Source organism: Maribacter sp. MJ134 (genome assembly GCF_003970695.1).
Taxonomy (GTDB): Bacteria; Bacteroidota; Bacteroidia; order Flavobacteriales; family Flavobacteriaceae; genus Maribacter.
This window is the reverse complement of sequence record NZ_CP034570.1, coordinates 1,060,564-1,084,696: the sequence shown is the minus strand read 5'-3', so window position 1 is coordinate 1,084,696 and position 24,133 is coordinate 1,060,564. Positions and strand designations below refer to the sequence as shown.

The window sequence follows — 24,133 nt, the reverse complement described above, 5'->3', positions numbered from 1 at the left end:
TAGCCTATTCTGGCCATACCTTTTTAAAGCGTTCACAGACAATAAGCATATCCTCCGTTGGTTGTTCTCCGCTTTCGGCTAAGAAGGATTCAAAAAAAGCCCAATGCGTTTTTTTCCATTTTTCAAGCGGTTGCTCAGTGGTGCCCATATCCGTAGCGGCATATTCCGGTGAGACTTTGTGAAACGGGACAGTATCTACTTGTACGGTTGCTATAATCGCCAGGGCATTACCCTCAAAATCGGTCACGATTTGCATATCGCCTGGGCGGGGAACATCCACCTTATACTCTTGATAAAGCCAATATAGCGAGGAAGCCGCAGTCTTTTCTCCTTCTAGGATAAGCTTTCCCAGCCTATTCGCATCCGCCTCGTTATTGTGAAAAAAATCGGCATCCGGCATGGCAGTGGTGGCGTACTCGGGATATGCGGTGATATAGTCTTGCCATAATATCTCTGGGGTTTTTAGCGCAGGTTCACTTTTACAACAGATGGATAACAGGAAGAACATTAGTATACTGAAATATCGCATAATCATTGGTGTTTAGGATGACCTTATTGACTTACAAATTACGCTATTCTTTGGTTATCCAAACAAGTAAGCGGATGCGGGTGTTCTTTTAGGTCTCCCCAACGTTACGAATTCCTTTCGCATTACAATTCCTAGGATACGCGGTAAGAATAGCGCGCCAGAATCTTTTTCTTTGCAATTAGAAATCACTTATGGTATTTTTTACATGTTTATTTTTTGGATTTATTATCGCTGCATCGGGTAGCATAAGCCCTAGTTTTTTAAACCTTACCGTAGTTAAATTCAGTCTTAAAAGTGGACGCAAATCGGCTTTGTACCTTATAGGGGGTTTCGCAACAGTACTTTTCTTTCAGGCGAACATTGGGGCGTATTTTGCCAGTGTACTCATGAAGAACTCGGAATATATTACCATCATACAGATGATAGGTACCGGTATTCTCATCCTATTATCCCTAAATTTTTTTCGATTGCATTTTAAGTCTAAGGGACAGTTAAAGAAAGTGGAAATAGAGAAATCCAAAGCATATATACATGGTATAGGGATGTCCCTTTTGAATACTTTTGCCATACCTTTTTACTTTACGACTATTTCCTTTTTGATAGGGCTGGATTATTTTGAATATTCCCTTTTTAACAGTTTTTACTTTTCTATCGGCTCTACCATCGGTTCATTTACCATTTACGCAGTATATGCCACCGTTGCCAGTAGAATAGAAGATAGACTAACCACCGCAGCCACAAAAATGAACTTTATCATAGGTTGCTTAACTGGTGTAGTAGGACTGGGGAATCTTTTCTATCTCCTGTAGGTAATACTACCTAACTGGCTATAAATCAATCAAAAAGAAGGTTGAATTCCCTGAATATTCGTATATTACCATATGGAAATACCAAACGAAGCAATCTATCTTATGGTTACCGTAACGCTCGTTGCCGCGGCACTGGGTTTATTTTCGTACATGACCAAGGATAGTAGAAATTTTAGAAGTAGCCGCAATAGAAGGGCTAGAAAGCAGCATTAGTAGTTAACGTTCGATTGAATTGGAACTAGGACGACTTTCATACAAGCGAATCGCTTTCATGTATTTTTGAGCGCCATTCATGGTCAGGTCGTTGATAAATCCGTCCAATTCAGGATGATGCACTTTAGTCCATTGTACCAATTCATTCACTCCTTTTTCCCATAGTTTCCATTTCGCATCCGGACATTCCAAATTATCGATTTGGGCTATTTTTCCTTGTTCAAACTGAAATCGATAAACACAGGTCATGGGGCTATTCTTCAAGAAAACCAATCTAGGGGAAGTTACAGCGACTTTGGCAATGGCTACGTCGTCCTCAATGCGAATATCCTTTAATCGGTACACGGGCCTAAAAACCGAATCCCACTTAAATTTCTCGTAATAACTCTCCCGGGAAAAAGGCATCGTAAAATCGCCCTCGGTGGTGACCAAACTATCGGAAAGCGTGCTTTTAATCTGTTCGTAATCGCCCTTAACAAAACCCTCGTAATAAGCACTCACCAGTTGACTAGCTGTTTGTTGTTTATCCTTACAGCCAAGACCAACAACTAAAATGCTTACGAAAAATATCTTTTTAAGATGGGTAGTTATGATACGTAAAGTGCTTGTCACAGTGTTCTTTTTATTCCCTACTAAAATAACGGTTATAACGTTCTACCACAACAAAAAACAAAGCACCCATGAAATAGAGGAATACATCAATGCCATCTGCGGTATACCGCGAATTAAACTGTGGCAAAAACCATTCAAAATAGCAAGCGTAGCCTAGAGCGAGGATGCCTACAAGTGCTATGGGAAGTTGTATACTACCATCTTTTTTAAGGTAACGCACTGCAAGCTGCGCTATTTTTAGGACAATGGGCATACAGAGCAAATCGTTCAAATAGTTATTGATGAGGGATGGTAAGGCAACGGAAAACCGTTGTAAAGTGTACACTACGAGCGCTATGATTACAAATACTGGAAAATAAAAACGTTTCACATATGTTATGCCACAAGCCTTTAACATTATGCAGCGATATAACCGAACAATAAGGCCAAAAACGACCCGATAGCGATGACCACCAACCAAATGGAATAGAAGAAACGTGCTACATACCGGATGATGAGATTCTCATGGTCCTTGACGTCTTCCAGAAAGCGTGTTACCGCGCTTTTCTTTTTTGGGTCCGCCTGTGATTTTTGCCGTTCTAGAACCTTTGCTTTGCGCTCCAGTTCCCGTTTTAGGGTAATGTTAACGATGTTACCGCAATTGGGGCAATAATCCTCGTTCAAGGATACTTCCCCGCAGTTATTGCATCTTCTATAGGTTTCGTTGCCCATCTTACTGCAAAGATAGTACAGTATGGCGCTTTCACTAACGCGATAACGAGGGATTGTGACTTAAATAAAACTATCAGCGCATAAGGGGATAACCGATAACCACCTCATTTTTCTTACACATGGTTACCCTTACCAAAAATAATAGCAACATAAGTGGTAAGGTTCTTTTCATAATGAGGTTTGATTTATTATAAATTTAAGGACATACTCTTCGGAAGCATAGAAACAAGGTACATTATTTCTTGGATAGTTATATGGGCTTACGTGATAATGGAGCTAATAATTGTCCCGAGAATTGCTTCAAACGAAAAACATTTTCTTTCAGAATTCGTAGCCATCTAAATCTGACGTAATTTACTTTTACCTGCAGGAGACGAAATGCTTCTAAATAGTGAAAAAACTTGGTTATCGGCCGTTGACCTTTTGTGATGAATCAATTAGAAGGTTCCATATAATAGTTTTATAAATCAAAAAATGTAATTCTTCAATCTTAACGCTTTAACGTAAAGTGCCCACTATAAACTTTCTCCTCGTCATATAAGAAGCGGAACCAGTAATCCGAAGAGGGCATCAATTGCCCGGAATAGGTGCCGTCCCAACCAAGACCCTGGGGAGATAATTGCTTTAAAAGTTTGCCATATCTATCATAGATGTATAGCTGTGCATTGGGAAAAAGACCGGCACCTATAATATTCCAGTTATCGTGTACACCATCACCATTAGGGGAAAAGAATTTTTGATAGCCCATAGCAACGATTTCTTGGCTAAGGGTACGGCATTCTAACATATCCCTAACAAAAACGGTATACATTCCAGGGAAAACAATGAACGTATTGCTCGATTGAAAAATTTCTCCGTCTACCGAATATTCAAACGGTCCTGTTCCCGTGACCGAAACGCGTACTTCTATCTGGTCGGAAAAACCATTGGTTTCTACGGTCATCGTTTCCGGTGCACCGGAGGATAATACTTCAAAACGTATGGAATTCTCACAGGTGATACCGTTCAAATTTTGAGTTACGGTCAATTCGTATTCGCCTAGTTCTTCAACATTGAATTCTCTGAGGTCTGAAATTTCAATTCCGTCAGAATTTTTCCATGACCAAGAATCAAAGGCCCCACCATCAATAAGTAATGTTGGACTATCGGGACATATAACATAGCGTTCTTCCAGCACCGGTCGGGGCAGTGGATTAATGATCAGTTCAAGAGAGGTTATTGCGCTACAATATTCCAGACCGATGCGCTCTACCCTTGCATAAAGTGTTTCCTGGGTTTGTGTGTTCGCATAAGAGGTAGCGTTAATGGCGTTGGTATTGTTTTCCGCATCCGACCGATCGGTAAAATACCTTACGTTAAAATCCGCTTCGTCTTGAGTGCCCAGTATTTCAATATTCTTTTGCGTAAGGTCTATCATCTGTAGTCCATTGTCATTAGTATCGCATAGTACAATCGGCGCAGGGGATAGGGCAAATGGCGTATCGAATACTTCAATATCAAAACTTTCCGTTACATAACAGACAGTGCTGGAAACGTTTTCCAAACGGTAGAATACGGTCTGCGGATTACTCGTATTCTCATAAGGACCCGTGATCTCGTTTTGCGACAGATCCGCATCCGTTTGTGTTTCAAAATAACGGAGCGAAAAATCGGATGGATTCTGACCCCCAAGAATTTCTTGGTCCTTTTCATTAAAAATAAAGCTGTAACTACCGTTGTTATCCGTATCGCAAACTGTCCAACCCGTTACTTCTTGTATTATTGGTGTATCGTTGACGATAAGCTCGAACGAAGTGGTTTCGTAGCAGGTGGGGTCCGATACGTTCTGGACCCGTGCATAAATTGTTTGACCGTATGCCGTTGTATTTGTGAAGGAATCGGGCAGTGGTGCGGTATTACTTTCGGCATCTGCCAAGGAATTATGGTAACTAATGCTTAAGCTGGCCGCGTTCTGTGTGCCAACGATTTCCGTTTCGGTATTGCTAAGTTGAAAAGTGAAAAAGCCATCATTGTCGGTATCGCAGACCTCCATATCGTTCGGTGTATTGGCTAGGACTCCGGCATTCACCGCTACCATAAAGCTACCTGTTCTGTAACAGGTGGGGTAGGTGCTGTTCTGAAATCTAAAGAAGATTTCTTCCATTGCCGTTGTATTCGTGTAACTAAACGGTAGGGCATTGGTACCGGCGTCAGCATCGGTTTGGGAGGCGAAGTACAGTAGCTCAAATATTGTTTCATCCTGCCCGTTGAAAATTTCATTGTTTTTCTGGGATAGGTCAAAAGTGTATACTCCATCCGTGTCATCATCACAGACCGTCCAATCCGAAACGGTGTCTATAACAGGGGATTGTCTTGCAATAATATTGAATTGTGTAGTCGTGTAGCAATCTATATTGTTTTTATTTGAAACCCTTATATAGACAGGGGTGGTACCCATGGGAAACGAATGAGTGTTCTCCAAAGGATTCATGTTGGTATCCGCGTCCGTCTGAGATAAAAAATAGTTGACGGAAAAATTAGCGGGGTCCTGTGTGTCCAATACCGAAGAATTGAAGGAGTAGAGGTCGATATTGTAGGTGTTCTGGATAATACAACCTGTTATGTCTCCTAATATTGTAGCCACGGGGATTTCAGAAATTGTAATGTCCTTTGTTTCCATTGTACTATCGGATGCTGTAGTGACAGTAACCGAAACCGTATAGTCCCCTGCACTGCTGTAGGTGTGACTTGGATTTTCAGTGGTGGAGGTATTGCCATCTCCAAAATCCCATGATATAGCTGTTATCGGTTCCGAAACATCGATTTTAAACTCCGTAGTATCGCCTAAACAAAGGTTTTCCGCTTCAATACCTACATAGAAGAAGGACGATATAAAGGGGGGGAGGCCTAGAATTCCTTTTCCACTTGGGCCTAAAGAAACAGCATCGACCTGATAATCGCATCCTACACCCAAAACGTTTGGATTATTAATGGCGTTCAAATATCCATAGTAACGTATAGCTTCATAAATCTTTCCATCAATCCCCATTTGCAGTGCACCCTTATAATAGAATTCTCTGGATTTTAAAACAAGACCGGAGGCGATGATCGTATTTTGATCATAGGTGCTAAGATCAAACTGTGATAAATTATATCTTGTAGCTATATACAACACTTTACCGTTCGGAGAAAATTCCCCGCCATAGGGTCTATTACCTGCGGCGATTCTATTAGCATCAAAAAAACCTTTTAATGAGATATGGTCACTCAAGGTACCGGTTGCGGCATTAAAGCGCATCAGGTCTACCTGAGCATCATTATCCGTTAGGGAGACCAAAAACTTTCCGTCGGGAGAAGTTTTCATGTATCCTAAAGTTGTGTATTCACCTAGTGGAAGCGATGGTCCAATATTGGTCACAACGGGTACGGTATTAACGCCAGAAGCATCCACTAGAAAGCTATAATAAGAATTACCGCCATAGGAACGGGTAATGACCCAAACGCCTTGCCCGTTCGCATGGGCAACAGCAGTAACTTTTTCACTTACGGGACTAATCAATGGAATTTCTTTTTGAGCGGTAATATCGCCCATACCTCCATCAAGATTCATGTCGACTACACTATATTGCAACCCATTGGGTCCACCAGCTTCATCAACGGTGAACAAGAAGAAAACATTAGGTTCATCAGATTTTGGCACGATGATAGCGGATTGCGTACTTGAGATATCACCCTTTAAATCTGTGCCATTGGGCATTATGAGGTGGTTTCTGTTCCAAACGGTAACACCATCGGTATAAAACAGGAGATTACCGTTGGTATCGGAAATGGTGGCACATCCTTCTCGGGTATTTATTTGGCCGTCCGTTAACGCGACCGGTGTTCCAGAGTTGAAGTCCAGCCCGGCATTTTCACCAAAATACCAAATTGCCGCTTCTTTTTGGGCATTTATATGGGTGGCTATCAATAGAAAAAATAAGGGTAGAACGTACTGTAGTCTCAAACTATATTAAGATTTGGTTTTCGTTGGGGAAAATACATCGCTTTTAGGTGCCTGCAAAAGGTTCCTTTTAAAACGTAGGAAAAATCGGTAAATTGTAAAAATCAAGTGTTTTTTCTTCCACGTTTTAGCATCTAATGATAAGCTAAGTACTTCTGCAAAAATGATGTATAGCTATAAACTAAAGTCCCAAAAACTATTACTTCTTTACACCGGATGGTTGGCAAGTCTCATGGTTTGATCACACGTTACCGGCCTTGCTATATCTGTAATCCTGACAGTGCTAAAACCTATAAGGTATGTAGCGATAAAGTTGTGAAACTTGCATGTTCTGCTCATGACCCTATTTTTATTCTTTACGTTATCGTACGTCTCATGCTTCAAATACAAATAGTACTGTCTGCTAACGGGACGTTTACGATTATACATCGCTCATCATCCGCAATCACCTGTAGGAAATGCTCGGTAGGCATAATAGTGCAGTACTTCTTCCAAGGCCATTTTAAGTGCCTTGTTAATGGGTAATAGCATAGCGCCCAGCTTATAATCAATTTGATTTAGCTGCATGTAGTATTCGGTAAAAATGGGAACCTGCATTCCTTTTTCAATGGCTTTTGCAGTAGTATCGTAGTTTTCCGATTGTCCCTCTTTGATAATTTTACAGGTCGCCAAGCGCAGCTTTCCATATTTATCGGTATTGGCGGCCGCCCCGAATAAACGACAGATCAAGCCACGATATTTGTAATCACTACAACGCCCTTGATTTACAACCGAGAGCGGTTGGTATATAACACAGGTAGTAGTTTGGTTAGCACTAAGGGTCTGTAACATCTTTTCGGCCTCGCCATTTAAGAATAAATGAAAGGCCCAAGGTAAAAATTCTAGAGGAGAGGCCTCAACGTCAGGATAAGTGCAACATTTTCCGCAATCGGAAACACAACCTAAACCTGATGCTTTTGCAAACTGAGCGCTTTCGAGCTCTAATTGATAAAAAAGACTTTCTACCAATTGCACTCTTTGCGCTATGGACATTATTTTTTTGGTGAAGGTAGCCTAAATAAAATGGCTTTTTGCTGCAATTGACTCCATTACACCCTTTTTGTCGTTTTTAAGTCATAAAGAAATTGCTGTAGGCTCCCTGCTACAGTGGAGCATTGGCACCTTTTTTTATTTAGCTACCGGTGACGATACGAGCGAGATACTCGCGCTAACGGCGTATCTACTTCTTTCGAGTATATCTGAACTCACTTCTTTTTATCCAATCGGCCGATTCTTCAAATTGGACCTCTTTTCTAATTACAAACACATCTTGGCCAATGCGATAACTGTATCGTATACGTGCCTTTTTACCATCATCTTTAGCATCATGTTCTGTTTTAATTTGAATACTACCATTTTCAAACTCTTCTCGTGAGCTTATCTCATGCTTATTTAATAGTAGTCCATTTTTGCCAATCTTAATTTTGTCGGAATTATTCGCTTTGGGTTCTTTTGGGTAGCTATTGTATAGTACAAGCGTGTTTTCGTTACTGCCTTTTTCAACGAGAAGATTGGCCGGCATTGTAAAAGGTTTATTGCTTTGATAATCGAGATAGGTAATACTACCTTCCCAATCTCCAATAGCCAAGTTCAAATCCTCTGAAGTGATTTTTACTTGGCCATAACAGCTTAAAGATAGTACCAATAGCATTGTGGTTAGCAAACATTTCATCAGGTTCATAGGACTAAAATTTATCTAAAGACAAGGAATTACCTGCTATGTTACAGTTTTTAATCTTCCATAACTAGAAGGAAAAAACACTTTAGTTTATTGCTGACTTACTGTTCTGGTCACTAGTTGTACTTGTCCGCCCTTTTTGGAAGAAACTAGCGCGAACGAGGGGAATAAAGCAACGAACTTTTACTTTTTTAAATGATTGTAAACCGATAATACGATAAAAGAAAATACCAGTATAAAAATCAGTTTAATCCAATCAAAATATCCTTTTGAAAAGTAATCGTAGCTGACAACCCCCAAGGATATCGCCAAAGCTTTTAATATCGTTTCTTTGTCCAATAGTTTCTTCATTTTTAAGTTTGATTTTTAATTGCTCAATTATGATTTTATAGTATTCTTAAATTATTAGAAAGGCAAGCGCATGATGTTTGCTTTACAGTTGTTTAAGCTATTTCTAGCTTACCTTTGCCACCACTAGTTGCACTTGTCCGCCCTTTTTGGAGGAAACTAGCGGTAGCGGGGTCGGTTTAATCATTTTTGAGAAAAAAAGTTAGTAATTAGCGTCCAGTCATTCTTTTTGGCTAAATCCTCATCGCTAAAATTTTTGTAGTCGAACCATCTAAACCCTACTTCTTTCTTTATCTTTCCTGTTCTAGAATTTGGCGTAGATATATAAGCACTGTATACTGCTATAACCTTTTCTACAAAATTGTCATATTTGAAAACATAAAAATCATTTATCCGATCCTCTTTGAGATCGACCAGAACTAAAAATAAATTTTGGTTATTCTTTTTCCTAGTAATTTGTTTGTTCAATTTCCATCCTTGTTTATTGTCTAAACCCATTGTTTTTACTTGAATGGCTACATATTTTGAACCATCAGTATTTGTTGCAATTATATCGAATAAAGGATTATTCTTTGGAGTAATCAGAGGTAGTATATTCTTCTTACTTAATTCCGAGCAGACAAAATATTCACCAGCTGTACCTATCATACTATTTGTCGTTTTCATGTCTTAATTCTGATTATAAGTCCCTAATATCAATTTCCGGTTTTAGGTATTGCCAAAATGATTAGTATAATTCAAATGATTAGTGTTCTATTACTTTTTTCGCTTACTATTTTTGTAACGGTTACCGATGAATGCTAGTGGCGGGGTCTTTCTCAAACCCAAATTCCCTTAATTTTTTCTAGCTCATCATTATCTAAATCATTAGCAAAAACTTCTTCTAGGGTGGACTCATATTTCTCTAACATATAGAGTGTTAAAAATATTTCGGGCTGAGTCAAAAATGGAAATTTGTGGAATTTAGATGAGTAACTATCAAAAACTCTTTCTAGTTTTTCATCGTTTGCTAATACAAAAGTATATACGTTATCGATAAGCTCTTTTTGTTTCTCTTTGGGAAAAGGAAAAAGTAATAATGCTAACCTCATTAAAGAAGTTTGTCTGTCAAAATCGACTTTTGCATATTTAAAGACCTTTCCTTCCAATTTTCTAATAAATTGGTAAGCGATACTATTTTCTTTTTCTTGTAATTCTTTATTAATATTCGAAAATTCATCATCAGCAATCTCATAAAGAGATAATAGTCTATATACTCTACGTTGCAACACCTTAGGTATAGCAGCTTCCTTTTTGTAAGTCAAAATATGTGATGAACTTGACCAAGCATGTTGATTAATAGACCTTACTTGTAATTCAAATACTTTGCCCATATAACTGTCCGGATTATCAAAATGTATTTTATCTGTCTTTACGGTCAAATCATAGTGGTTACTTGTATAATCAAGTCTATTAAAATCCAGCTCTTCTCTTTTATACTCTACTTTTTCTACATTGAAATTATTATGAATTATTTTGTCAACTTCTTCTAGTTGAGAACTAAAAGAGCATATTATTCTAATTCCTAGTTTATCTTTTAAATCATCAAAAGAATATTTTTTTTCTTTTGATTTGCGCTCAATCTTCTTTACAATACTAAGGAGTTCTTTCAGGCGGTAAGATACTTCAGGGTAAATTTCATGTCTTAAAATAGCGTTTTTCAAAAACAAAGAGACTTTAAAACCTATCTCCTCATAGATAGGACTATCAATGGCCCATTTCTCCTCTATGCTGTTATAAAAATCCACTATTTAACCTTATTAATTTGTGAAATCACAGTTGCTTGATGGTCTCCGTTTTTCAACTCTTCAAGTTTAACGTTATTTTCAAAAGTACCTTTACTTCCTAAAATTGAAATACCATTTTTAAAAGAAACCATGAATTTTTCTACTTTCGACTTAATTAATGATAAATCTTTTGCAAAGGATTTGAAATCAAAATCCTTTGTTTTAAGAAATGCTTTGTATTCATCTTGTTCAAACGAGGTTATTAGATACTCATCCGAGAATTCTTTTGGATTTAAAATATTGATATTTCTTTGAAGATACGAGTTCAAATCTTGTAAATATTTCGCTTGTTTTATCTTGTCTGGTATAGATGTTTTAATGAAAACTGAAGTAAGGTTGTAAAAGTTTTGTGTTGTCACTTTAGGATCTCTATATGGTAAACAGCCTAAAAAGTCATCTATAAAAAAAGAAGATAGCTCTTTTCGTTCTTTTATATTAATTTGAAAGTCCATGATGTCACCGTCAAAGTCAATCCCATAATTATCGCGATTAACCAACATAGCTATCTTGAACACCTTTGTTTTTGATGTTAACATTAAGTCTTTGACTTCTGATATGTCAAAAGACTTAGTTACTTCATTCATAGTAAGCCTTGCGCCATCATCTCTTTCTAGTTTCATAATTACACATACTTTATGTTCAGATAAATCACATTTAAGTATGAATAAAATACCCGATGCGTTGTTACCTTTTTGTATGTTGAAAAGGTGTTGCCCAATATCTTTCGACTGAAAAACAAATCTATCTTCAGTCGTAAGTATGCTATTTACACATTTATGAATAGGTGAGTTGCTTTTAGCATTATAAATTATTTTAAAAGCTCTGTCTCTTCCTAATGCTTTAATGATACTTTCTTTAAAAAAGTCTTTTAAACTAGTGGATAGTTCACTTTCTTTCGCACTAAAAGTAGGAGTAATACTAAAGTCTTTTTTCTTATGTTTTGGTATGTCATGAACTATAGCCTGTTGTATATCTAAAGTAGTTAAATCGTAGTATTTTATCATATTTAGTTGGCTCGATTTTTCAAATATATTTTGGTGATATCGGAAATAGTTGTCTATGAATATTGTCACAGATTTTTTTAGTAAATCTAAAGGGTCAACTGCAATATAAATAAACAAAAGAAATAAAATCGTACAAATACCTACGAAAGCCTGACATAAAAGCATCAGTAACGTCCTAATTTTGTGATATTATTTCTACTAATTAAAATTGAGGCAAAAATTTGAATTGTCCTTACGGTTTTCTGTAAAGCTTTTGGCTGTTAGCTATTTGCTATTGGTTATTGGAAGTTGGATTATGTTTATAGTTGACAGTTGTCGGTTGAGAGTTACGAGTTGTTGGTTGATATTGAGGCGAATTTACAATAACGATTGCATCAACTGTTTGACCTCGCTTGTTTTGTAAAGTTCTTGAATCATATCAGTATAGGTGGTAACAAACCGCTCATTCTCCGCAAGCCCCCCAAACAAGGATTCTTGCCTTACAAAAGCTAATGGGTTATTGGCAGTTGTTTTCGCGGCCTTATGCAATTCACCTTGCATCGCATCAATAATTTCTAGGGGTTCTCCGTTTTGGTCAGCTTGTTTATCGCTATAATAACACCAAGCGGCTAGGACCAAGGTGGCGAATTTGATGCTTCCGCCTGTCGCTAAATTCTCGTGAATCGTGGGAATCAAAAACTTGGGCAATTTGGCAGAGCTTTCCGAGCAAATACGGCTGACGCTGTCTTTGATATTCGGGTTGGCAAAACGTTCAAGTAAACTGTCTTTATAATCTTCTAAATTAATACCGATTATCGGCCCTAAGATGGGCGTGGCTTCTTCATCTAGAAAGGCACGTAAATAGGTAGCGAAAAGTTCATCTTCTACACAGGCATTGATGGTGGGGTGGCCGTGAATAGCTCCTAAAATTCCTAATACGGAATGCCCGGCATTGAGCAATCGCAGTTTCATTTTTTCATAAGGCCCTACGTCGGGTACGAATTGTACGCCCACTTTTTCAAAGGCTGGTCTACCATTCGAGAATTTATCTTCTACGACCCAAGGTTTTCATATTCATACTAGGGTCGGGTTGGTATTAGTTCGGTCAAGATAATCAATTTCTAAAAATTGAAAACTCATCGAGAAATAGAGGAAATCGTACGCTAAGAAACGAGAATAGCCTTCAATTCTTTGTTCTAATACCACAGAGAGTATTATTTTTAGTGCTCAAATTTAAAGAATCAGAACTATGCAATCACCCGACTGGCAGACCGCCTTGGAATTTGATGATATCACCTATAAGAAGAGCAACGGTGTGGCGCGAATTGCCTTTAACCGACCCAATGTACGTAATGCCTTTAGACCGCATACGACAAGTGAATTGATCAAAGCGTTTTACGATGCGCAGGAAGACACCGCTATCGGTGTGGTATTGCTTTCCGCCGAGGGTCCGTCTACCAAGGATGGTATTTGGTCCTTTTGCAGTGGAGGCGACCAAAAGGCTAGGGGGGAACAGGGTTATGTTGGCGCGGACGGACAGCATCGTCTTAATATTCTAGAGGTGCAACGTATGATCCGGTTTATGCCTAAAGCGGTCATCGCCGTGGTGCCCGGATGGGCCGTTGGTGGCGGACACAGTCTGCATGTGGTCTGTGATATGACCTTGGCCAGTAAGGAACATGCTATTTTTAAACAGACCGATGCCGATGTTACGAGTTTTGATGGGGGATATGGTTCTGCGTATTTGGCCAAAATGGTGGGCCAAAAGAAAGCGCGTGAAATCTTCTTTTTAGGCCGAAATTATTCCGCCCAAGAGGCCTTTGAAATGGGTATGGTGAACGCCGTAGTGCCCCATGAAGAACTGGAAGCTACTGCTTACCAATGGGCGCAAGAAGTACTGGAAAAATCGCCTACTTCCATAAAAATGCTAAAATTCGCGATGAACCTTACCGATGACGGTATGGTGGGACAACAGGTATTTGCCGGAGAAGCTACGCGCTTGGCCTATATGACCGAAGAAGCAAAAGAAGGACGTAATGCTTTCTTAGAAAAACGTAAACCAGATTTTGGAAAGAACAAGTGGCTGCCTTGATGGTTTATTCCTTCGACTACGCTCAGGACAAGGGTTGATTCCTTCGACTACGCTCAGGACAAGGGTTGATTCCTTCGACTACGCTCAGGACAAGGGTTGATGGTTGATGGTTGATTAAAGAAATAAAATAGTGCATCATTTTCCAAGTAAAAGGAATTTATTATCGGTCACTGAGCGGAGTCGAAGTGAGCGGAGTCCTACCTGTCAGTTCGATTGTTCTTTGTAAATGGTCACTGAGTGGAGTCGAAGTGAGCGAAGTCTCACCTGTCAGTTCGAGTGTTTTTGATATTTTCATCAAAAATGTATCGAGAACAGTTTTATGTGTGCTACTCCCTTATTTCCCTAGGTCACTGAGCGGAGTCGAAGCGAACGAAGTCTTACCTGTCAGTTCGATTGTTCTTTGTAAGCGGTCACTGAGCGTGGTCGAAGTGAGCGGAGTTGAAGTGAGTGGAATCGAAACAAACTAAAAAGAGTCCGATCAATGAAGATCAGACTCTTTTACGAGAACACTATATGAAAATGAAAAATTTTAATTCGTTTTTAATAACACTGTAAATGTAAAGGGAGACCTCGTAAAATTGAAACTATTGTTGTGAGTTAAGCCAAACTTGTTGTGAAGAGGTCGTATGTTGTGGTTAAATAAGAAAAAACTTACAATTAATACCGTTAATCGAATTTATTTTATCGCTTTACAGACCTCACTGAGAAAAGTATTTACATCAAACTCGTCCTCATTGGCCAATCCGGTACGGACTACGACAAGGTCCTTAGAGGGAATAATATACACGCGCTGTCCCTGAAACCCGTTTGCGGAATACAGGTCGCGCGGAACATCGGGATATTTACCGCCAGCGTTTAGCCAGAAATGTGCGCCGTATACACCATCCGAATTCTTTGTGGGTCGGGAAACATAATCCGACCAAGCGGGGGAGAATAACTGCTCCCCGTTCCAATTTCCTTTGTTGAGATAGAGCAATCCAAATTTGGCCCAGTCCCTTGTCGTAGCCCATGCATAGGAGGAACCCACAAAATTGCCGGACATATCGGTTTCGATAAGCATGGAATGCATCCCCATTCTATCAATGAAATCGGTATAAGGAAAATCCAAGTATTCTTGATAGGAATCAAAGTGTTCCCTTAAAATACCCGAAAGCAAATTGGTGGTTCCGGAGGAGTAGTTCCAAACCTCCGTTGGTGCGGCGATGGACTGTTTTAATCTTTGTGGTTTGGTCATATCGGCCTCCAAAAAAAGCATTTTATTGACGTCGGAGATACTGGCATAATCCTCATCCCACTCCAATCCGCTTTGCATACGGAGCAAATGATTTAAGGTGATGGTGTGTTTTAAATCCTTCATTCGAACGTCCTCCGCAAAAGGCTTAAAATCCATACTGATTTTGTTCTGATGCTCTAGGATACCATAGACCGTAGCCAAAACGCTCTTGGTCATAGACCAGCCCAAGACAGGTGTTTTTTCGGAAAACCCTTCAATATACCTCTCCGTTAATAGCGCATTCTTATGGGCAATAAGTACCGTTCGTGTCTTTTGATTTTCATAGTCGGAAAAAGCAAAATCCACGGCCTTATGCAAACGGTCATAATCCACATTAGCAAAAACCGTATCCTTGATACCCTTATTTCCATAGGGAAAGGGCAAATTATTCTCTATACGGGTTCTTTTGGGTTTTAAAAGTACCTGGGTCTTATCATAGGATTCGTTAATCAGTACGCAACCCAGACCGTCCCTACAGACCGTTTCCCGTTCCATAAGTCCAAAAACGGAACTGGTGACATCGTCCCCAATGACCTTTTCTAGTTCGGCCATTTTAATCAAGGGCATGTCATTATCGGTCTCAATTATCTCCGTATATAAACGACCACTGATAAAATGTGCCGAGGCTAAATTCTTTGAGGCGAAACCCGAAATGATATTCAATTTTGGATAATTCGCCCAAACTAAAATTCCAGCACCCACGAGTATTAGGACCAGAACAATTCTTCTTTTCTTCAATTTCATTCTTTTAGGGATTGTCGTAAATTTATCAAAAAGCAATACATGTCAAATATCGGATTAATCATAGAAGAACGCAGCAGGGATATCGGAGATTTTTTAGTGGGACGGCTGATTCCCTTTCGAAAAAAGCGGATGATAGGTCCGTTTATCTTCATCGACCATATGGGACCGACCACCTTAGGTCCCGATACCTATATGGACGTGGACCAGCATCCACACATTGGTTTGTCTACACTCACCTTTATGCTGGAAGGGGAGCTCATGCACGCGGACAGTCTAGGTACGGAACAGCGTATACGACCCGGGTCCGTTAACTGGATGGTAGCCGGCAGTGGAGTTTCACATACCGAACGTACGCCGAATAACCTTAGAAACGGAAGCCGATTCAAAGCACATGGTTATCAGATTTGGGTGGCACTACCGAAGGATTTGGAAGATATTGCGCCCGAATTCCATCATATTCCGGAAACTGACTTACCCCAATGGAACGATGGTAGTACCAGCTTTACCTTGGTGGCAGGGGAAGGCTACGGGAGAAAATCGCCAGTGCCGGTGCATTCCCCCTTGTTCATGATAGAAATTAAAACCACGGATACCTACCAGCTCAATACCATTGGTCAGTTGAAGGGTGAAATCGGGATTTGTATCGTAAGTGGAAGTATAGAAGCCTGTGGAGAAACCGTCACTGAGGGTCATATCGTCGTTAGCAAAGTAGAAGATACCTGTACTACGGTTATTCATGAACATACCCACCTACTACTGTTTGGTGGCGAGGCATTCCCTGAGGAACGCCATATTTACTGGAATTTTGTTTCTCACGATAAAGAAAAGATAACACGTGCCAAGGAAGCTTGGAAGAACAAAACTTTTCCCATGATGGATACTGATGATAGCTACGTTCCGCTGCCCGGCCTATAGTTTCTCCCAAGTCTTGTCCGGTCCCAATTTAAAAGTTCCCAGATGTTCAAAATTACATTCGTGCGGTAAAATCAAGGATAGGAAAGTACTTTGGTCCTTGGAACGATAGAGATGATAGACCTTGCCTACAATAGGTTCAAAATTGAACTTGGCATTGTACACCAGATTGTTGTATTCAAATTCTTGCATCATCCGCTTATATTCTTCTTGAATGGACTCGTATTTTGCCTTAAACTGATTGTTGGCACTAACGATGTTCGTGTTTTTCCAAGAAGTAACGTCCGGAGGCGTTATTTTAGGTGCAGATACACTGCTGGAGTAGGGTAATAGTTTCCCGTTATAACGTTGTGTTTCTTCATCGAAGACCACATAATCCGGCTTTTTCTCTTTTTTCATAGCAGTACAAAATTACAGAAAAGTGAGGATATTTAAGGGTTCAACTAGTGATAATTGGAATTCTTAAACAATTAAACAACAGGAGTAAAAGACGCATTCTATTTCTTATTCGAGTGACTGTCTTTTCTATTTCATTTCTAAATCGAAGAAATCGTATTATCTTAGAAACCAATAATTAGTAATCCCTAGTTTGAGAACTACCCTTTGCATATGTATTTGTTGCTTACTTTTTGGTTGCAAAGAGGAGGTAAAGGATATTGTCCGTTACGATTGGATTCCCTTAGAAGTTACCGCAACAGCCTATAATTCTACTCCAGCGCAAACGTCCTACGAGCATCCAAAGATTACGGCTTGGGGAGATTCCATTACGCCGGGAGTCAAATGGATAGCTGTGTCCAGGGACTTGTTGCGAAAGGGCCTAAGACACAATACCATGGTAAAAATAGATACCTTTAAAGGAATTTACTTGGTAAAGGATAAAATGAACAAACGCTGGACCAACAGAATTGATATTTATATGGATGAAGACGTTAAAAAAGCACGGGAATGGGGGAGACGCAAGGTTCAAATTAAATATGCCGTGAAACGGGATACTGCAAAAAATTTAGCTAAAGAATGAAGTGTTTCCTACCGTTACTAGTATTAGGGTTATTGGTCGTCTCCTGTAGTACCACGAAAACTATTGTGGATAAGCCTATCATTTTTAATGAAGAACGGGAAATACTCACCCTGGAGTATCTTTCCAAACGTTACGGACTTAAAAAGGACGACCCTATAATCGTTCCTAAAATGATAGTCCTCCATTGGACGGTAATCCCAACCCTTGAAAAATCTTTTGAGGCTTTCAATAATCCGAGTTTACCCAACTGGCGGCCCGATATTAAGGATGTCAGCGGTTTAAATGTCTCGTCTCAGTTTATGGTAGACCGTGATGGCACAATATACCGACTTATGCCAGAAACTACCATGGCCAGGCATGTCATTGGTTTAAATCATTGTGCTATTGGTGTTGAAAATGTAGGAGGCGATACGGACCAACCGCTTACCAAAGCACAACTAAAATCCAATATCTGGCTGGTACGCTATTTAGAGGAGAAGTACCCTATTGAATATCTTATTGGCCATTATGAATACACCCGTTTTGAAAATCATCCGCTATGGTTGGAGAAAGATGACGGGTACCGCACTAAAAAAACAGATCCCGGAACGGCATTTATGAGACGTGTAAGAAAGGCCGTAAGCGACTTAAATTTTAAAGATATACCGCAATGAAAAACCTAATTATTGTATTCCTTGCTTACTGTTATTTTGCCCCTGTAAAGGCTCAGGATGCTAATATTACCACACAGCTATACGATTCTTACGAAAAATATAAGGAACCAACCCTGAACAAAAGACGCATTAAGCACCAAGATATTCAACCCTTACTCGCCGCCTTTGCTAAGAACCCAAAGTTTAAGGTGACTAAAGTCGGTAGCTCCATAGGAGGAAAAAGCTTGAACTTAGTTAGCATTGGAACGGGTACTACCGATGTTTTTCTATGGTCACAAATGCATGGCGATGAACCTACCGCCACACAGGCCATTTTTGACATCCTGAACTTTTTGGACAGTCCGGATTTTGCTGAAGAGAAGCAAGCGATTTTAAGCAACCTTACCGTGCATTTTTTACCGATGTTAAATCCGGATGGTGCGGAACTATTTCAACGAAGAAACTTATTAGGGGTTGATATCAACAGAGATGCGTTACGTTTACAATCCCCGGAATCGCAGACCTTGAAAAGAGTTCGCGATAGTCTGGAGGCCGATTTTGGTTTTAACCTGCACGACCAGAGTACTTATTACAATGCGGAACGTACGGAAAAACCAGCTACCATTTCATATTTGGCACCTGCCTACAACTATGAAAAAGATATCAATGAAGTTCGGGGCAACGCCATGAAAATCATCGTCTTTATGAACAGTATCCTACAGAAATATGCTCCTGGGCAGGTAGGCCGGTATAATGACGATTTTGAACCCAGGGCCTTTGGGGATAATATTCAAAAATGGGGCACAAGCACTATTCTCATTGAATCTGGTGGATACCCTGAGGATACCGAGAAGCAGGAAATCAGAAAATTGAACTATGTTTCCATCCTTTCAGCCATCTATACGATTGCCAAAGAAAATTATAAGGATATTCCTATTTCCGAATATGAAAAAATTCCGGAGAACGACCGTAAACTGTTCGATTTAAAAATAACGGGAGCTACCTATGAATTAATGGGGAAACCGTACAAGATAGATTTAGGAATCAATCAAGTAGAAGTAGATTACGAAGACCATAATAATTTTTGGTACAGTAGCCGCATCTGGGACCAGGGTGATTTGTCTACCTATTACGGATATGAGAATTTTGATGCCAGCGGGTATACGATTCGAAAAGCACAAGTTTATCCAAAATTAATTTCCAATATGGAAGCACTAAAAGCATTGAATGCTCAAACTGTTTTGCAGCAGGGTTTTGGATACGTAAGGCTCAAAAATATTCCGAAAGAGGCTTTAAACGCGTCTTTTCCATTTCATATTATCGGTGAAAAGTTTCAAACACCTGACCTCAATTTAAAACCTGGTATTAATCCCACATTTTTTCTTGAAAAAGAGGGCAAACTTAGCCATGCGGTTATCAACGGCTTTCTGATAGATTTGAATTCGGATTCTTTAGAAATTCCAAATAGCATGATTTTCAGATAAGCTATTAATACCCAAATTGCACCGTGATGTGAGACCCGTACGTTATTAAGAGTACCAACATGGTCAACAAGGTGGTAACAATAGCGGAGAACAAAAGCAAAACAAGGCTCTTATATGCGTTTGACAGTACTCCTAGCGCACTTTTCTGAAGAATTTCGTTGATAACATCCATAATTTCTTTCTTTTAGATTCAATAGCATTGGTGTTTTAGGATGTGATTCGTTGTATATGATTCGGGGTTGTTATATAATCCAAACAATTACCGAGCCAAAAACCCTACTCTGTATCGGTGAGAAACGCAAAAGGGAGGCAAAAGCCTCCCTAATCATACTTATGTAGGTTCTATATTATAAACTTGCCGTATCCAATAAAGCAAAGAATTTATCCAAATTTGGAAGAATAACGATCTTAGTTCTTCTATTCTTGGCCATGTTCTCTTTGGAATCGTTCTCCACCAATGGCAAGTAGCTGCTTCTACCTGCCGCAATCAATTGTGTGGGGTCTACATCGTATTTAGTTTGTAACTCCCTAACGATAGAGGTTGCTCTCTTTACGCTTAAATCCCAGTTATCGGTTACCATGGGCGTGTTAATGGTTCTGGAATCGGTATGCCCTTCTACCATAACTTCCATGCTTGGCTCCGACTTAATGACCTCTGCCAATTTGGTCAATATCTTGTCGGCTTTGTTGCTTACTCTGTAGCTCGCGGTATTGAACAACAACTCGTCCGAAATGTTAATCATAACTACCGTTTTGTCTATACTTACCTCTACATCCTCATCGTCGTCCGAAATAGACTGCTTTAGCTTGTATGAAACCGCTAAGTTCATTGAGTCTTGCAAAGTTTTAGCCTCCGCTAATTTTGACGCGTCAACTTTTTCCAAAGTCTTTCGCATATTCGCTTTCGTATTGTTACTCATAACAGCGACATCGTCTACGGTGGTATACTGACTGTCGTTCATTTCTTTAAGCGAATTGATTTTAGAATTGTACTCCGCAACACGCGCTTCAATTTTAGAAAACTTAGTTTCCAATTCTTCTTTTTCCACCTGAGTCTTCGTGAGCATACTTTGCGTCTGCGCCAAGTTATCTTCCAAAGCAACATATTTCTTTTTGGAGACACATGACGTTAAAAGTGCTATGGAAAGTATTCCAACTACTGATAAATTTTTCATTTTCTTAGTTCTTTTAATTAGTATTTACACTTACATCTACGGGGAAAATCGATAAACGGATGTTTCACCATGCAGATGTCTATGCATACTCCAGTCTAGAAACGTCGCTAAATAATTGGCGTTCAATTCCTTATTACAGTTCCTAAAAAATATAAAAAAAGACGCCCGTGGGCGTCTTTAAAAGCTTAGTTTAAGCTGCTGTTAATTACAGCCACCTTCAAATCCTTTAGCATCGAACTTAGTCTGCACGGCGCCTTCTCTCGAACCCGTTTTAACTTCTATGGCCAAATTATTTATTCCACTACCATCCCTTTTAGGACTGCAATACTCAAAGAGGTAAAAGCTATTGGCACGTTCGGATATTTTCTCAGAGATGTCGTTGAACGTATCTTCTAATTCCTCCTTATTCGTTGCAAAAACAGAAGCTGTTTTGCCAATATCCGTTAACACCTGGGTATCTATCTCACTTCCTAATCCAATACTGAAGAAAGAAATATTTGAATCGGCATCTGTTACTTTCTTTAAAGCGGCATCTTTTGTAAATCGAGAGGCTTGATCGGTACCATCCGTAAATATGACAACTGAGGCCGCCCCGATCTTTCCGCCCGTAGTGGTTTCTCTGATAAGGTTAGACGCAATGTCCGTTGACTTGATCACTGCACCGTATAAATCGGTAGAGGGGTCAGAACTGATATCGTCCGTAATACCATCAATAGCGGCAATTAAATCCTGTCTTGACGGTGTTAACTCGTTCAGTAAATGCAACTCATCCTCACCATCGAACCAATATATGGCCATTTGGAAAGATTCTTGAGCCGTATCCGGCATAACGTTATTGATGAAACTGGTACTTGCAATTTTTAGTTCCTCCAAACTACTGTCCAGTACACTATTACTCAAATCGAGCACCAAAAGCGTGTTATTACTGAATATCTGGGCATTCGGAGATATTCTTGCAAAAGACTCCGATGTAGAAATGGTATTGAAACAATCGTCGTTCCTTCCTTGTTCGTAAATTGTAAACTGATCTGCATTTAAGCCAGGAACAGGATTACCGTCCGTATCGGAAACTCTAAAGAAAATAGATACTTTACCGGGTAAGGTGGTAAACTCTTCTTGGATGGACAACACCAATTCCCCTTCCTCCAATCCTAAACAATCGTCCACCGGGACTCCTTTACCAAGGCCGTCACCAAAATTCAAGTTTAGATTTACATCATCATCGGCATTCCCGCAAGAAACGAAAAGTGCCATAAATAAAGTAAATCCAAAGGTCTTCAAAAATAATTTCATAAACATATATTTTGGGTTCAACAAGCAGAACGGTCTTTCTGTCCAGAAATTATAGGGGATTTGAAAAAATATGTTAAACATTGTTAAAGTAGGTCTTGAAGCCTATTGGAAATAGGTAATTTTCAAATGTATACCAACCCTAATTCCACAGCAGGATATCCATGACCCACGAATTAAAGAAAATAGTTAAACAACACCTTGTTTACAAAGCCAACGGATTACAATCCGTTCTTGCTACTGTAGTGGCCTTGGACGGTTCGTCGTATCGGAGGCCCGGTGTGCGCATGCTTATTTGTGAAAACGGGGAACTCACCGGTGCCGTAAGCGGTGGTTGTGTTGAGAAGGAGATTGTTTTTCAAGCGAGTACCGTTTTTGCATCGGGAAAATCAAAAATGATGACCTATGATGGGAGATTCAGATTGGGCTGCGAAGGAATTTTATACATTTTGTTGGAACCTTTTGCGCCCGACAAATCCTTCCTTAATGCGTTCGAAACCATAATCGATCAAAGAAAACCATTTTCTATTACAGCACAATATCTCAAGGAATATGGCGAACACGAGCATCTCGGTTCTATATTTGTTATGGCTGGAAAGGAATATCATCTTCAGCCGAAGCAGCAAAAAGAACCTAAGCTAGAACTATTTGAGCAAGAGATGCTACCTTCCTATAAATTAGTGCTCGTGGGAGGAGAGCACGATGCCGTTCAACTTTCACAATTGGCCCTACAGATGGGCTGGGAGGTCAACGTATGCACCGTGCCCGAAGAAGAAAAGACGCTAACGGATTTCCCGGGAATTGATGCGCTATGGAATACGCAGCCCTTGGAGATGCCCGTAGCACAGATAGATGAACAAACAGCGGTGGTGTTGATGACGCATAGCTATGTCAAGGATTTAAAATACTTGTTCGCACTAAAAAATACTGCCCCGATGTATTTTGGACTTTTAGGACCTTCCAAGAGGAGAGAAAAATTGTTCGGGGAGTTCATTGATCTGTATCCCGATGAGGACTATGACTTCTTCGATACCATTCATGGTCCGGCAGGACTGAATATTGGAGCGGAAACTCCAGAGGAAATCGCCATTGCCATCCTTTCCGAAATATTGGCTGTTATCAGAAACCAAGAACCGATGATGTTGAAGGACAAACGGAAAGGTATTCATCATTGAAAAATACTTCTAAAATAGCGATACTGGTGATGGCCGCAGGTGCCGCTAGCCGTATGCAAAAAGTAAAACAGTTACTGCCTTGGAAAGGGTCTAATCTGCTGTCCCATACACTTAAAACGCTGCGAGAGTTTCAAAAACAGCATTTGTATGTAGTTTTAGGTGCCAACTACGATGCTATTTTTAAGCAAATCGACTTTGCGGCGCTATCTGCCTCGATTATCCATAATACGAGTTGGGAAAAAGGCCTGGGAAACAGTATTTCCTGTGGTGTAGGCCACATTTTAAATCAGGACGAAGATTACGAGGGAATTCTAGTCTGTTTGGCAGATCAGCCCTTGATGGATACTGCCTATTATAAGGCGATGATAAGTGAATTTCAAAGGAAGAATCACCCCATCCTCGCTACCAAATATGCTGCCAAAGCGGGTGTACCGGCTCTTTTTAGGCATGATGTTGTTACGGAATTGACACGTTTAGATGCGGATACTGGTGCTAAGAAGGTATTGGCTAAATATAAGGACGCAATTTATATCTTTGATGCCGGGGCCAGGATTACGGATGTAGACACCCCTGAAGAATATCAAAAGCTTTACGAACAGTATAATTGATGT

At 39.8% G+C, this 24,133-nt stretch carries 26 protein-coding genes; 9 read left to right on the top strand and 17 right to left on the bottom strand.

From position 1 onward, the window contains the following. Positions 1-4: 4 nt before the first annotated feature. Positions 5-529, bottom strand: a complete 525-nt coding sequence (locus tag EJ994_RS04745; RefSeq protein ID WP_126591442.1) for an ASCH domain-containing protein — start codon at positions 527-529, stop codon at positions 5-7. Positions 530-720: 191 nt separating this feature from the next. Here EJ994_RS04745 and EJ994_RS04740 point away from each other — a divergent pair, with 191 nt between their 5' ends. Further along, positions 721-1,338, top strand: coding sequence for a LysE family translocator (locus EJ994_RS04740; protein WP_126591441.1), 618 nt, complete (start codon positions 721-723; stop codon positions 1,336-1,338). Between the two features lie 72 nt (positions 1,339-1,410). After that, on the top strand, positions 1,411-1,551 hold the full coding sequence (locus EJ994_RS17405; protein WP_164721426.1) for a hypothetical protein: 141 nt from the start codon (positions 1,411-1,413) through the stop codon (positions 1,549-1,551). A gap of 3 nt (positions 1,552-1,554) precedes the next feature. Here EJ994_RS17405 and EJ994_RS04735 read toward each other — a convergent pair whose 3' ends face one another. The 11 genes from EJ994_RS04735 to EJ994_RS04690 all read right to left on the bottom strand — a co-directional run bounded on the left by EJ994_RS04735 (position 1,555) and on the right by EJ994_RS04690 (position 12,741). After that, positions 1,555-2,163 (bottom strand): nuclear transport factor 2 family protein, encoded by a 609-nt coding sequence (locus EJ994_RS04735; protein ID WP_126591440.1) that lies wholly within the window; start codon positions 2,161-2,163, stop codon positions 1,555-1,557. A gap of 10 nt (positions 2,164-2,173) precedes the next feature. Beyond that, complete coding sequence (locus EJ994_RS04730) at positions 2,174-2,560, bottom strand: hypothetical protein (RefSeq protein ID WP_126591439.1); 387 nt, start codon at positions 2,558-2,560, stop codon at positions 2,174-2,176. Further along, entirely contained in the window at positions 2,560-2,874 is a 315-nt protein-coding gene (locus EJ994_RS04725; RefSeq protein WP_126591438.1) for a hypothetical protein, read from the bottom strand. The genes EJ994_RS04730 and EJ994_RS04725 overlap by 1 nt, the downstream gene beginning before the upstream one ends. Before the next feature lie 490 nt (positions 2,875-3,364). After that, on the bottom strand, positions 3,365-6,856 hold the full coding sequence (locus tag EJ994_RS04720) for a T9SS type B sorting domain-containing protein (protein ID WP_126591437.1): 3,492 nt from the start codon (positions 6,854-6,856) through the stop codon (positions 3,365-3,367). A 432-nt stretch (positions 6,857-7,288) separates the two neighbouring features. After that, positions 7,289-7,885: a YkgJ family cysteine cluster protein gene (locus EJ994_RS04715; protein ID WP_126591436.1), complete on the bottom strand. Its 597-nt coding sequence runs from the start codon at positions 7,883-7,885 to the stop codon at positions 7,289-7,291. Positions 7,886-8,072: 187 nt separating this feature from the next. Next, positions 8,073-8,573 carry a hypothetical protein gene (locus EJ994_RS04710; protein ID WP_126591435.1) on the bottom strand — a complete coding sequence of 167 codons (501 nt, stop codon included), beginning with the start codon at positions 8,571-8,573 and terminating at the stop codon, positions 8,073-8,075. A 180-nt stretch (positions 8,574-8,753) separates the two neighbouring features. After that, positions 8,754-8,921: a hypothetical protein gene (locus EJ994_RS17400; RefSeq protein ID WP_164721425.1), complete on the bottom strand. Its 168-nt coding sequence runs from the start codon at positions 8,919-8,921 to the stop codon at positions 8,754-8,756. 180 nt (positions 8,922-9,101) lie between these two features. Next, the gene (locus EJ994_RS04705) at positions 9,102-9,566 is read right to left on the bottom strand and encodes an aspartate-ammonia lyase (RefSeq protein ID WP_241240854.1); all 465 of its coding nucleotides are present in this window, start codon (positions 9,564-9,566) and stop codon (positions 9,102-9,104) included. A gap of 170 nt (positions 9,567-9,736) precedes the next feature. Further along, positions 9,737-10,705, bottom strand: coding sequence for a GTP pyrophosphokinase family protein (locus EJ994_RS04700; RefSeq protein ID WP_164721424.1), 969 nt, complete (start codon positions 10,703-10,705; stop codon positions 9,737-9,739). Next, positions 10,705-11,748, bottom strand: a complete 1,044-nt coding sequence (locus tag EJ994_RS04695) for a nucleoid-associated protein (RefSeq protein WP_164721423.1) — start codon at positions 11,746-11,748, stop codon at positions 10,705-10,707. The genes EJ994_RS04700 and EJ994_RS04695 overlap by 1 nt, the downstream gene beginning before the upstream one ends. A gap of 357 nt (positions 11,749-12,105) precedes the next feature. Beyond that, complete coding sequence (locus EJ994_RS04690) at positions 12,106-12,741, bottom strand: hypothetical protein (protein ID WP_241240853.1); 636 nt, start codon at positions 12,739-12,741, stop codon at positions 12,106-12,108. 235 nt (positions 12,742-12,976) lie between these two features. Here EJ994_RS04690 and EJ994_RS04685 point away from each other — a divergent pair, with 235 nt between their 5' ends. Further along, positions 12,977-13,819: a 1,4-dihydroxy-2-naphthoyl-CoA synthase gene (locus EJ994_RS04685; protein WP_126591431.1), complete on the top strand. Its 843-nt coding sequence runs from the start codon at positions 12,977-12,979 to the stop codon at positions 13,817-13,819. A 676-nt stretch (positions 13,820-14,495) separates the two neighbouring features. On the opposite strand, the gene EJ994_RS04680 is transcribed toward EJ994_RS04685, so the two are convergent. Continuing rightward, a complete protein-coding gene (locus EJ994_RS04680; protein WP_126591430.1) occupies positions 14,496-15,836 on the bottom strand; it encodes a serine hydrolase domain-containing protein in 1,341 nt (446 codons plus the stop codon). A 39-nt stretch (positions 15,837-15,875) separates the two neighbouring features. Between EJ994_RS04680 and EJ994_RS04675 the strand changes: the two genes are divergently transcribed. Further along, positions 15,876-16,751 (top strand): pirin family protein, encoded by an 876-nt coding sequence (locus EJ994_RS04675; protein WP_126591429.1) that lies wholly within the window; start codon positions 15,876-15,878, stop codon positions 16,749-16,751. Here the strand turns inward: EJ994_RS04675 and EJ994_RS04670 are convergent. Further along, complete coding sequence (locus EJ994_RS04670) at positions 16,746-17,147, bottom strand: DUF2452 domain-containing protein (protein ID WP_126591428.1); 402 nt, start codon at positions 17,145-17,147, stop codon at positions 16,746-16,748. The two genes, EJ994_RS04675 and EJ994_RS04670, sit on opposite strands and share 6 nt — an antisense overlap. Before the next feature lie 190 nt (positions 17,148-17,337). On the opposite strand from EJ994_RS04670, the gene EJ994_RS04665 reads away from it, so the two are divergent. From EJ994_RS04665 to EJ994_RS04655, 3 genes are read left to right on the top strand one after another with little or no spacing between them, the layout of a single operon-like run. After that, positions 17,338-17,766 (top strand): 3D domain-containing protein, encoded by a 429-nt coding sequence (locus EJ994_RS04665; protein WP_241240852.1) that lies wholly within the window; start codon positions 17,338-17,340, stop codon positions 17,764-17,766. Then, positions 17,763-18,419: a peptidoglycan recognition family protein gene (locus tag EJ994_RS04660; protein ID WP_126591427.1), complete on the top strand. Its 657-nt coding sequence runs from the start codon at positions 17,763-17,765 to the stop codon at positions 18,417-18,419. Before EJ994_RS04665 ends, EJ994_RS04660 begins: the two co-directional genes overlap by 4 nt. Next, positions 18,416-19,882 (top strand): M14 metallopeptidase family protein, encoded by a 1,467-nt coding sequence (locus tag EJ994_RS04655; protein ID WP_126591426.1) that lies wholly within the window; start codon positions 18,416-18,418, stop codon positions 19,880-19,882. Before EJ994_RS04660 ends, EJ994_RS04655 begins: the two co-directional genes overlap by 4 nt. A gap of 4 nt (positions 19,883-19,886) precedes the next feature. Here the strand turns inward: EJ994_RS04655 and EJ994_RS17395 are convergent, their stop codons facing one another. The 3 genes from EJ994_RS17395 to EJ994_RS04645 all read right to left on the bottom strand — a co-directional run bounded on the left by EJ994_RS17395 (position 19,887) and on the right by EJ994_RS04645 (position 22,350). Next, positions 19,887-20,054, bottom strand: a complete 168-nt coding sequence (locus tag EJ994_RS17395) for a hypothetical protein (RefSeq protein WP_164721422.1) — start codon at positions 20,052-20,054, stop codon at positions 19,887-19,889. Positions 20,055-20,229: 175 nt separating this feature from the next. After that, the gene (locus EJ994_RS04650; RefSeq protein ID WP_099574985.1) at positions 20,230-21,057 is read right to left on the bottom strand and encodes a flagellar motor protein MotB; all 828 of its coding nucleotides are present in this window, start codon (positions 21,055-21,057) and stop codon (positions 20,230-20,232) included. Between the two features lie 201 nt (positions 21,058-21,258). Further along, complete coding sequence (locus tag EJ994_RS04645) at positions 21,259-22,350, bottom strand: vWA domain-containing protein (RefSeq protein WP_126591425.1); 1,092 nt, start codon at positions 22,348-22,350, stop codon at positions 21,259-21,261. Between the two features lie 161 nt (positions 22,351-22,511). On the opposite strand from EJ994_RS04645, the gene EJ994_RS04640 reads away from it, so the two are divergent. Next, positions 22,512-23,522 carry an XdhC family protein gene (locus EJ994_RS04640; protein WP_126591424.1) on the top strand — a complete coding sequence of 337 codons (1,011 nt, stop codon included), beginning with the start codon at positions 22,512-22,514 and terminating at the stop codon, positions 23,520-23,522. Further along, a complete protein-coding gene (locus EJ994_RS04635) occupies positions 23,519-24,130 on the top strand; it encodes an NTP transferase domain-containing protein (RefSeq protein ID WP_126591423.1) in 612 nt (203 codons plus the stop codon). The genes EJ994_RS04640 and EJ994_RS04635 overlap by 4 nt, the downstream gene beginning before the upstream one ends. Positions 24,131-24,133 lie beyond the last annotated feature (3 nt).

What these genes read in the sequence shown, in the direction of transcription:
- EJ994_RS04745 (WP_126591442.1), bottom strand. Translation starts at nt 529, where the DNA reads ATGCGATATTTCAGTATACTAATGTTCTTCCTGTTATCCATCTGTTGT.
- EJ994_RS04740 (WP_126591441.1), top strand. Translation starts at nt 721, where the DNA reads ATGGTATTTTTTACATGTTTATTTTTTGGATTTATTATCGCTGCATCG.
- EJ994_RS17405 (WP_164721426.1), top strand. Translation starts at nt 1,411, where the DNA reads ATGGAAATACCAAACGAAGCAATCTATCTTATGGTTACCGTAACGCTC.
- EJ994_RS04730 (WP_126591439.1), bottom strand. Translation starts at nt 2,560, where the DNA reads ATGTTAAAGGCTTGTGGCATAACATATGTGAAACGTTTTTATTTTCCA.
- EJ994_RS04725 (WP_126591438.1), bottom strand. Translation starts at nt 2,874, where the DNA reads ATGGGCAACGAAACCTATAGAAGATGCAATAACTGCGGGGAAGTATCC.
- EJ994_RS04715 (WP_126591436.1), bottom strand. Translation starts at nt 7,885, where the DNA reads ATGTCCATAGCGCAAAGAGTGCAATTGGTAGAAAGTCTTTTTTATCAA.
- EJ994_RS04710 (WP_126591435.1), bottom strand. Translation starts at nt 8,573, where the DNA reads ATGAACCTGATGAAATGTTTGCTAACCACAATGCTATTGGTACTATCT.
- EJ994_RS17400 (WP_164721425.1), bottom strand. Translation starts at nt 8,921, where the DNA reads ATGAAGAAACTATTGGACAAAGAAACGATATTAAAAGCTTTGGCGATA.
- EJ994_RS04705 (WP_241240854.1), bottom strand. Translation starts at nt 9,566, where the DNA reads ATGATAGGTACAGCTGGTGAATATTTTGTCTGCTCGGAATTAAGTAAG.
- EJ994_RS04695 (WP_164721423.1), bottom strand. Translation starts at nt 11,748, where the DNA reads ATGATAAAATACTACGATTTAACTACTTTAGATATACAACAGGCTATA.
- EJ994_RS04685 (WP_126591431.1), top strand. Translation starts at nt 12,977, where the DNA reads ATGCAATCACCCGACTGGCAGACCGCCTTGGAATTTGATGATATCACC.
- EJ994_RS04680 (WP_126591430.1), bottom strand. Translation starts at nt 15,836, where the DNA reads ATGAAATTGAAGAAAAGAAGAATTGTTCTGGTCCTAATACTCGTGGGT.
- EJ994_RS04675 (WP_126591429.1), top strand. Translation starts at nt 15,876, where the DNA reads ATGTCAAATATCGGATTAATCATAGAAGAACGCAGCAGGGATATCGGA.
- EJ994_RS04670 (WP_126591428.1), bottom strand. Translation starts at nt 17,147, where the DNA reads ATGAAAAAAGAGAAAAAGCCGGATTATGTGGTCTTCGATGAAGAAACA.
- EJ994_RS04660 (WP_126591427.1), top strand. Translation starts at nt 17,763, where the DNA reads ATGAAGTGTTTCCTACCGTTACTAGTATTAGGGTTATTGGTCGTCTCC.
- EJ994_RS04655 (WP_126591426.1), top strand. Translation starts at nt 18,416, where the DNA reads ATGAAAAACCTAATTATTGTATTCCTTGCTTACTGTTATTTTGCCCCT.
- EJ994_RS17395 (WP_164721422.1), bottom strand. Translation starts at nt 20,054, where the DNA reads ATGGATGTTATCAACGAAATTCTTCAGAAAAGTGCGCTAGGAGTACTG.
- EJ994_RS04650 (WP_099574985.1), bottom strand. Translation starts at nt 21,057, where the DNA reads ATGAAAAATTTATCAGTAGTTGGAATACTTTCCATAGCACTTTTAACG.
- EJ994_RS04645 (WP_126591425.1), bottom strand. Translation starts at nt 22,350, where the DNA reads ATGAAATTATTTTTGAAGACCTTTGGATTTACTTTATTTATGGCACTT.
- EJ994_RS04640 (WP_126591424.1), top strand. Translation starts at nt 22,512, where the DNA reads ATGACCCACGAATTAAAGAAAATAGTTAAACAACACCTTGTTTACAAA.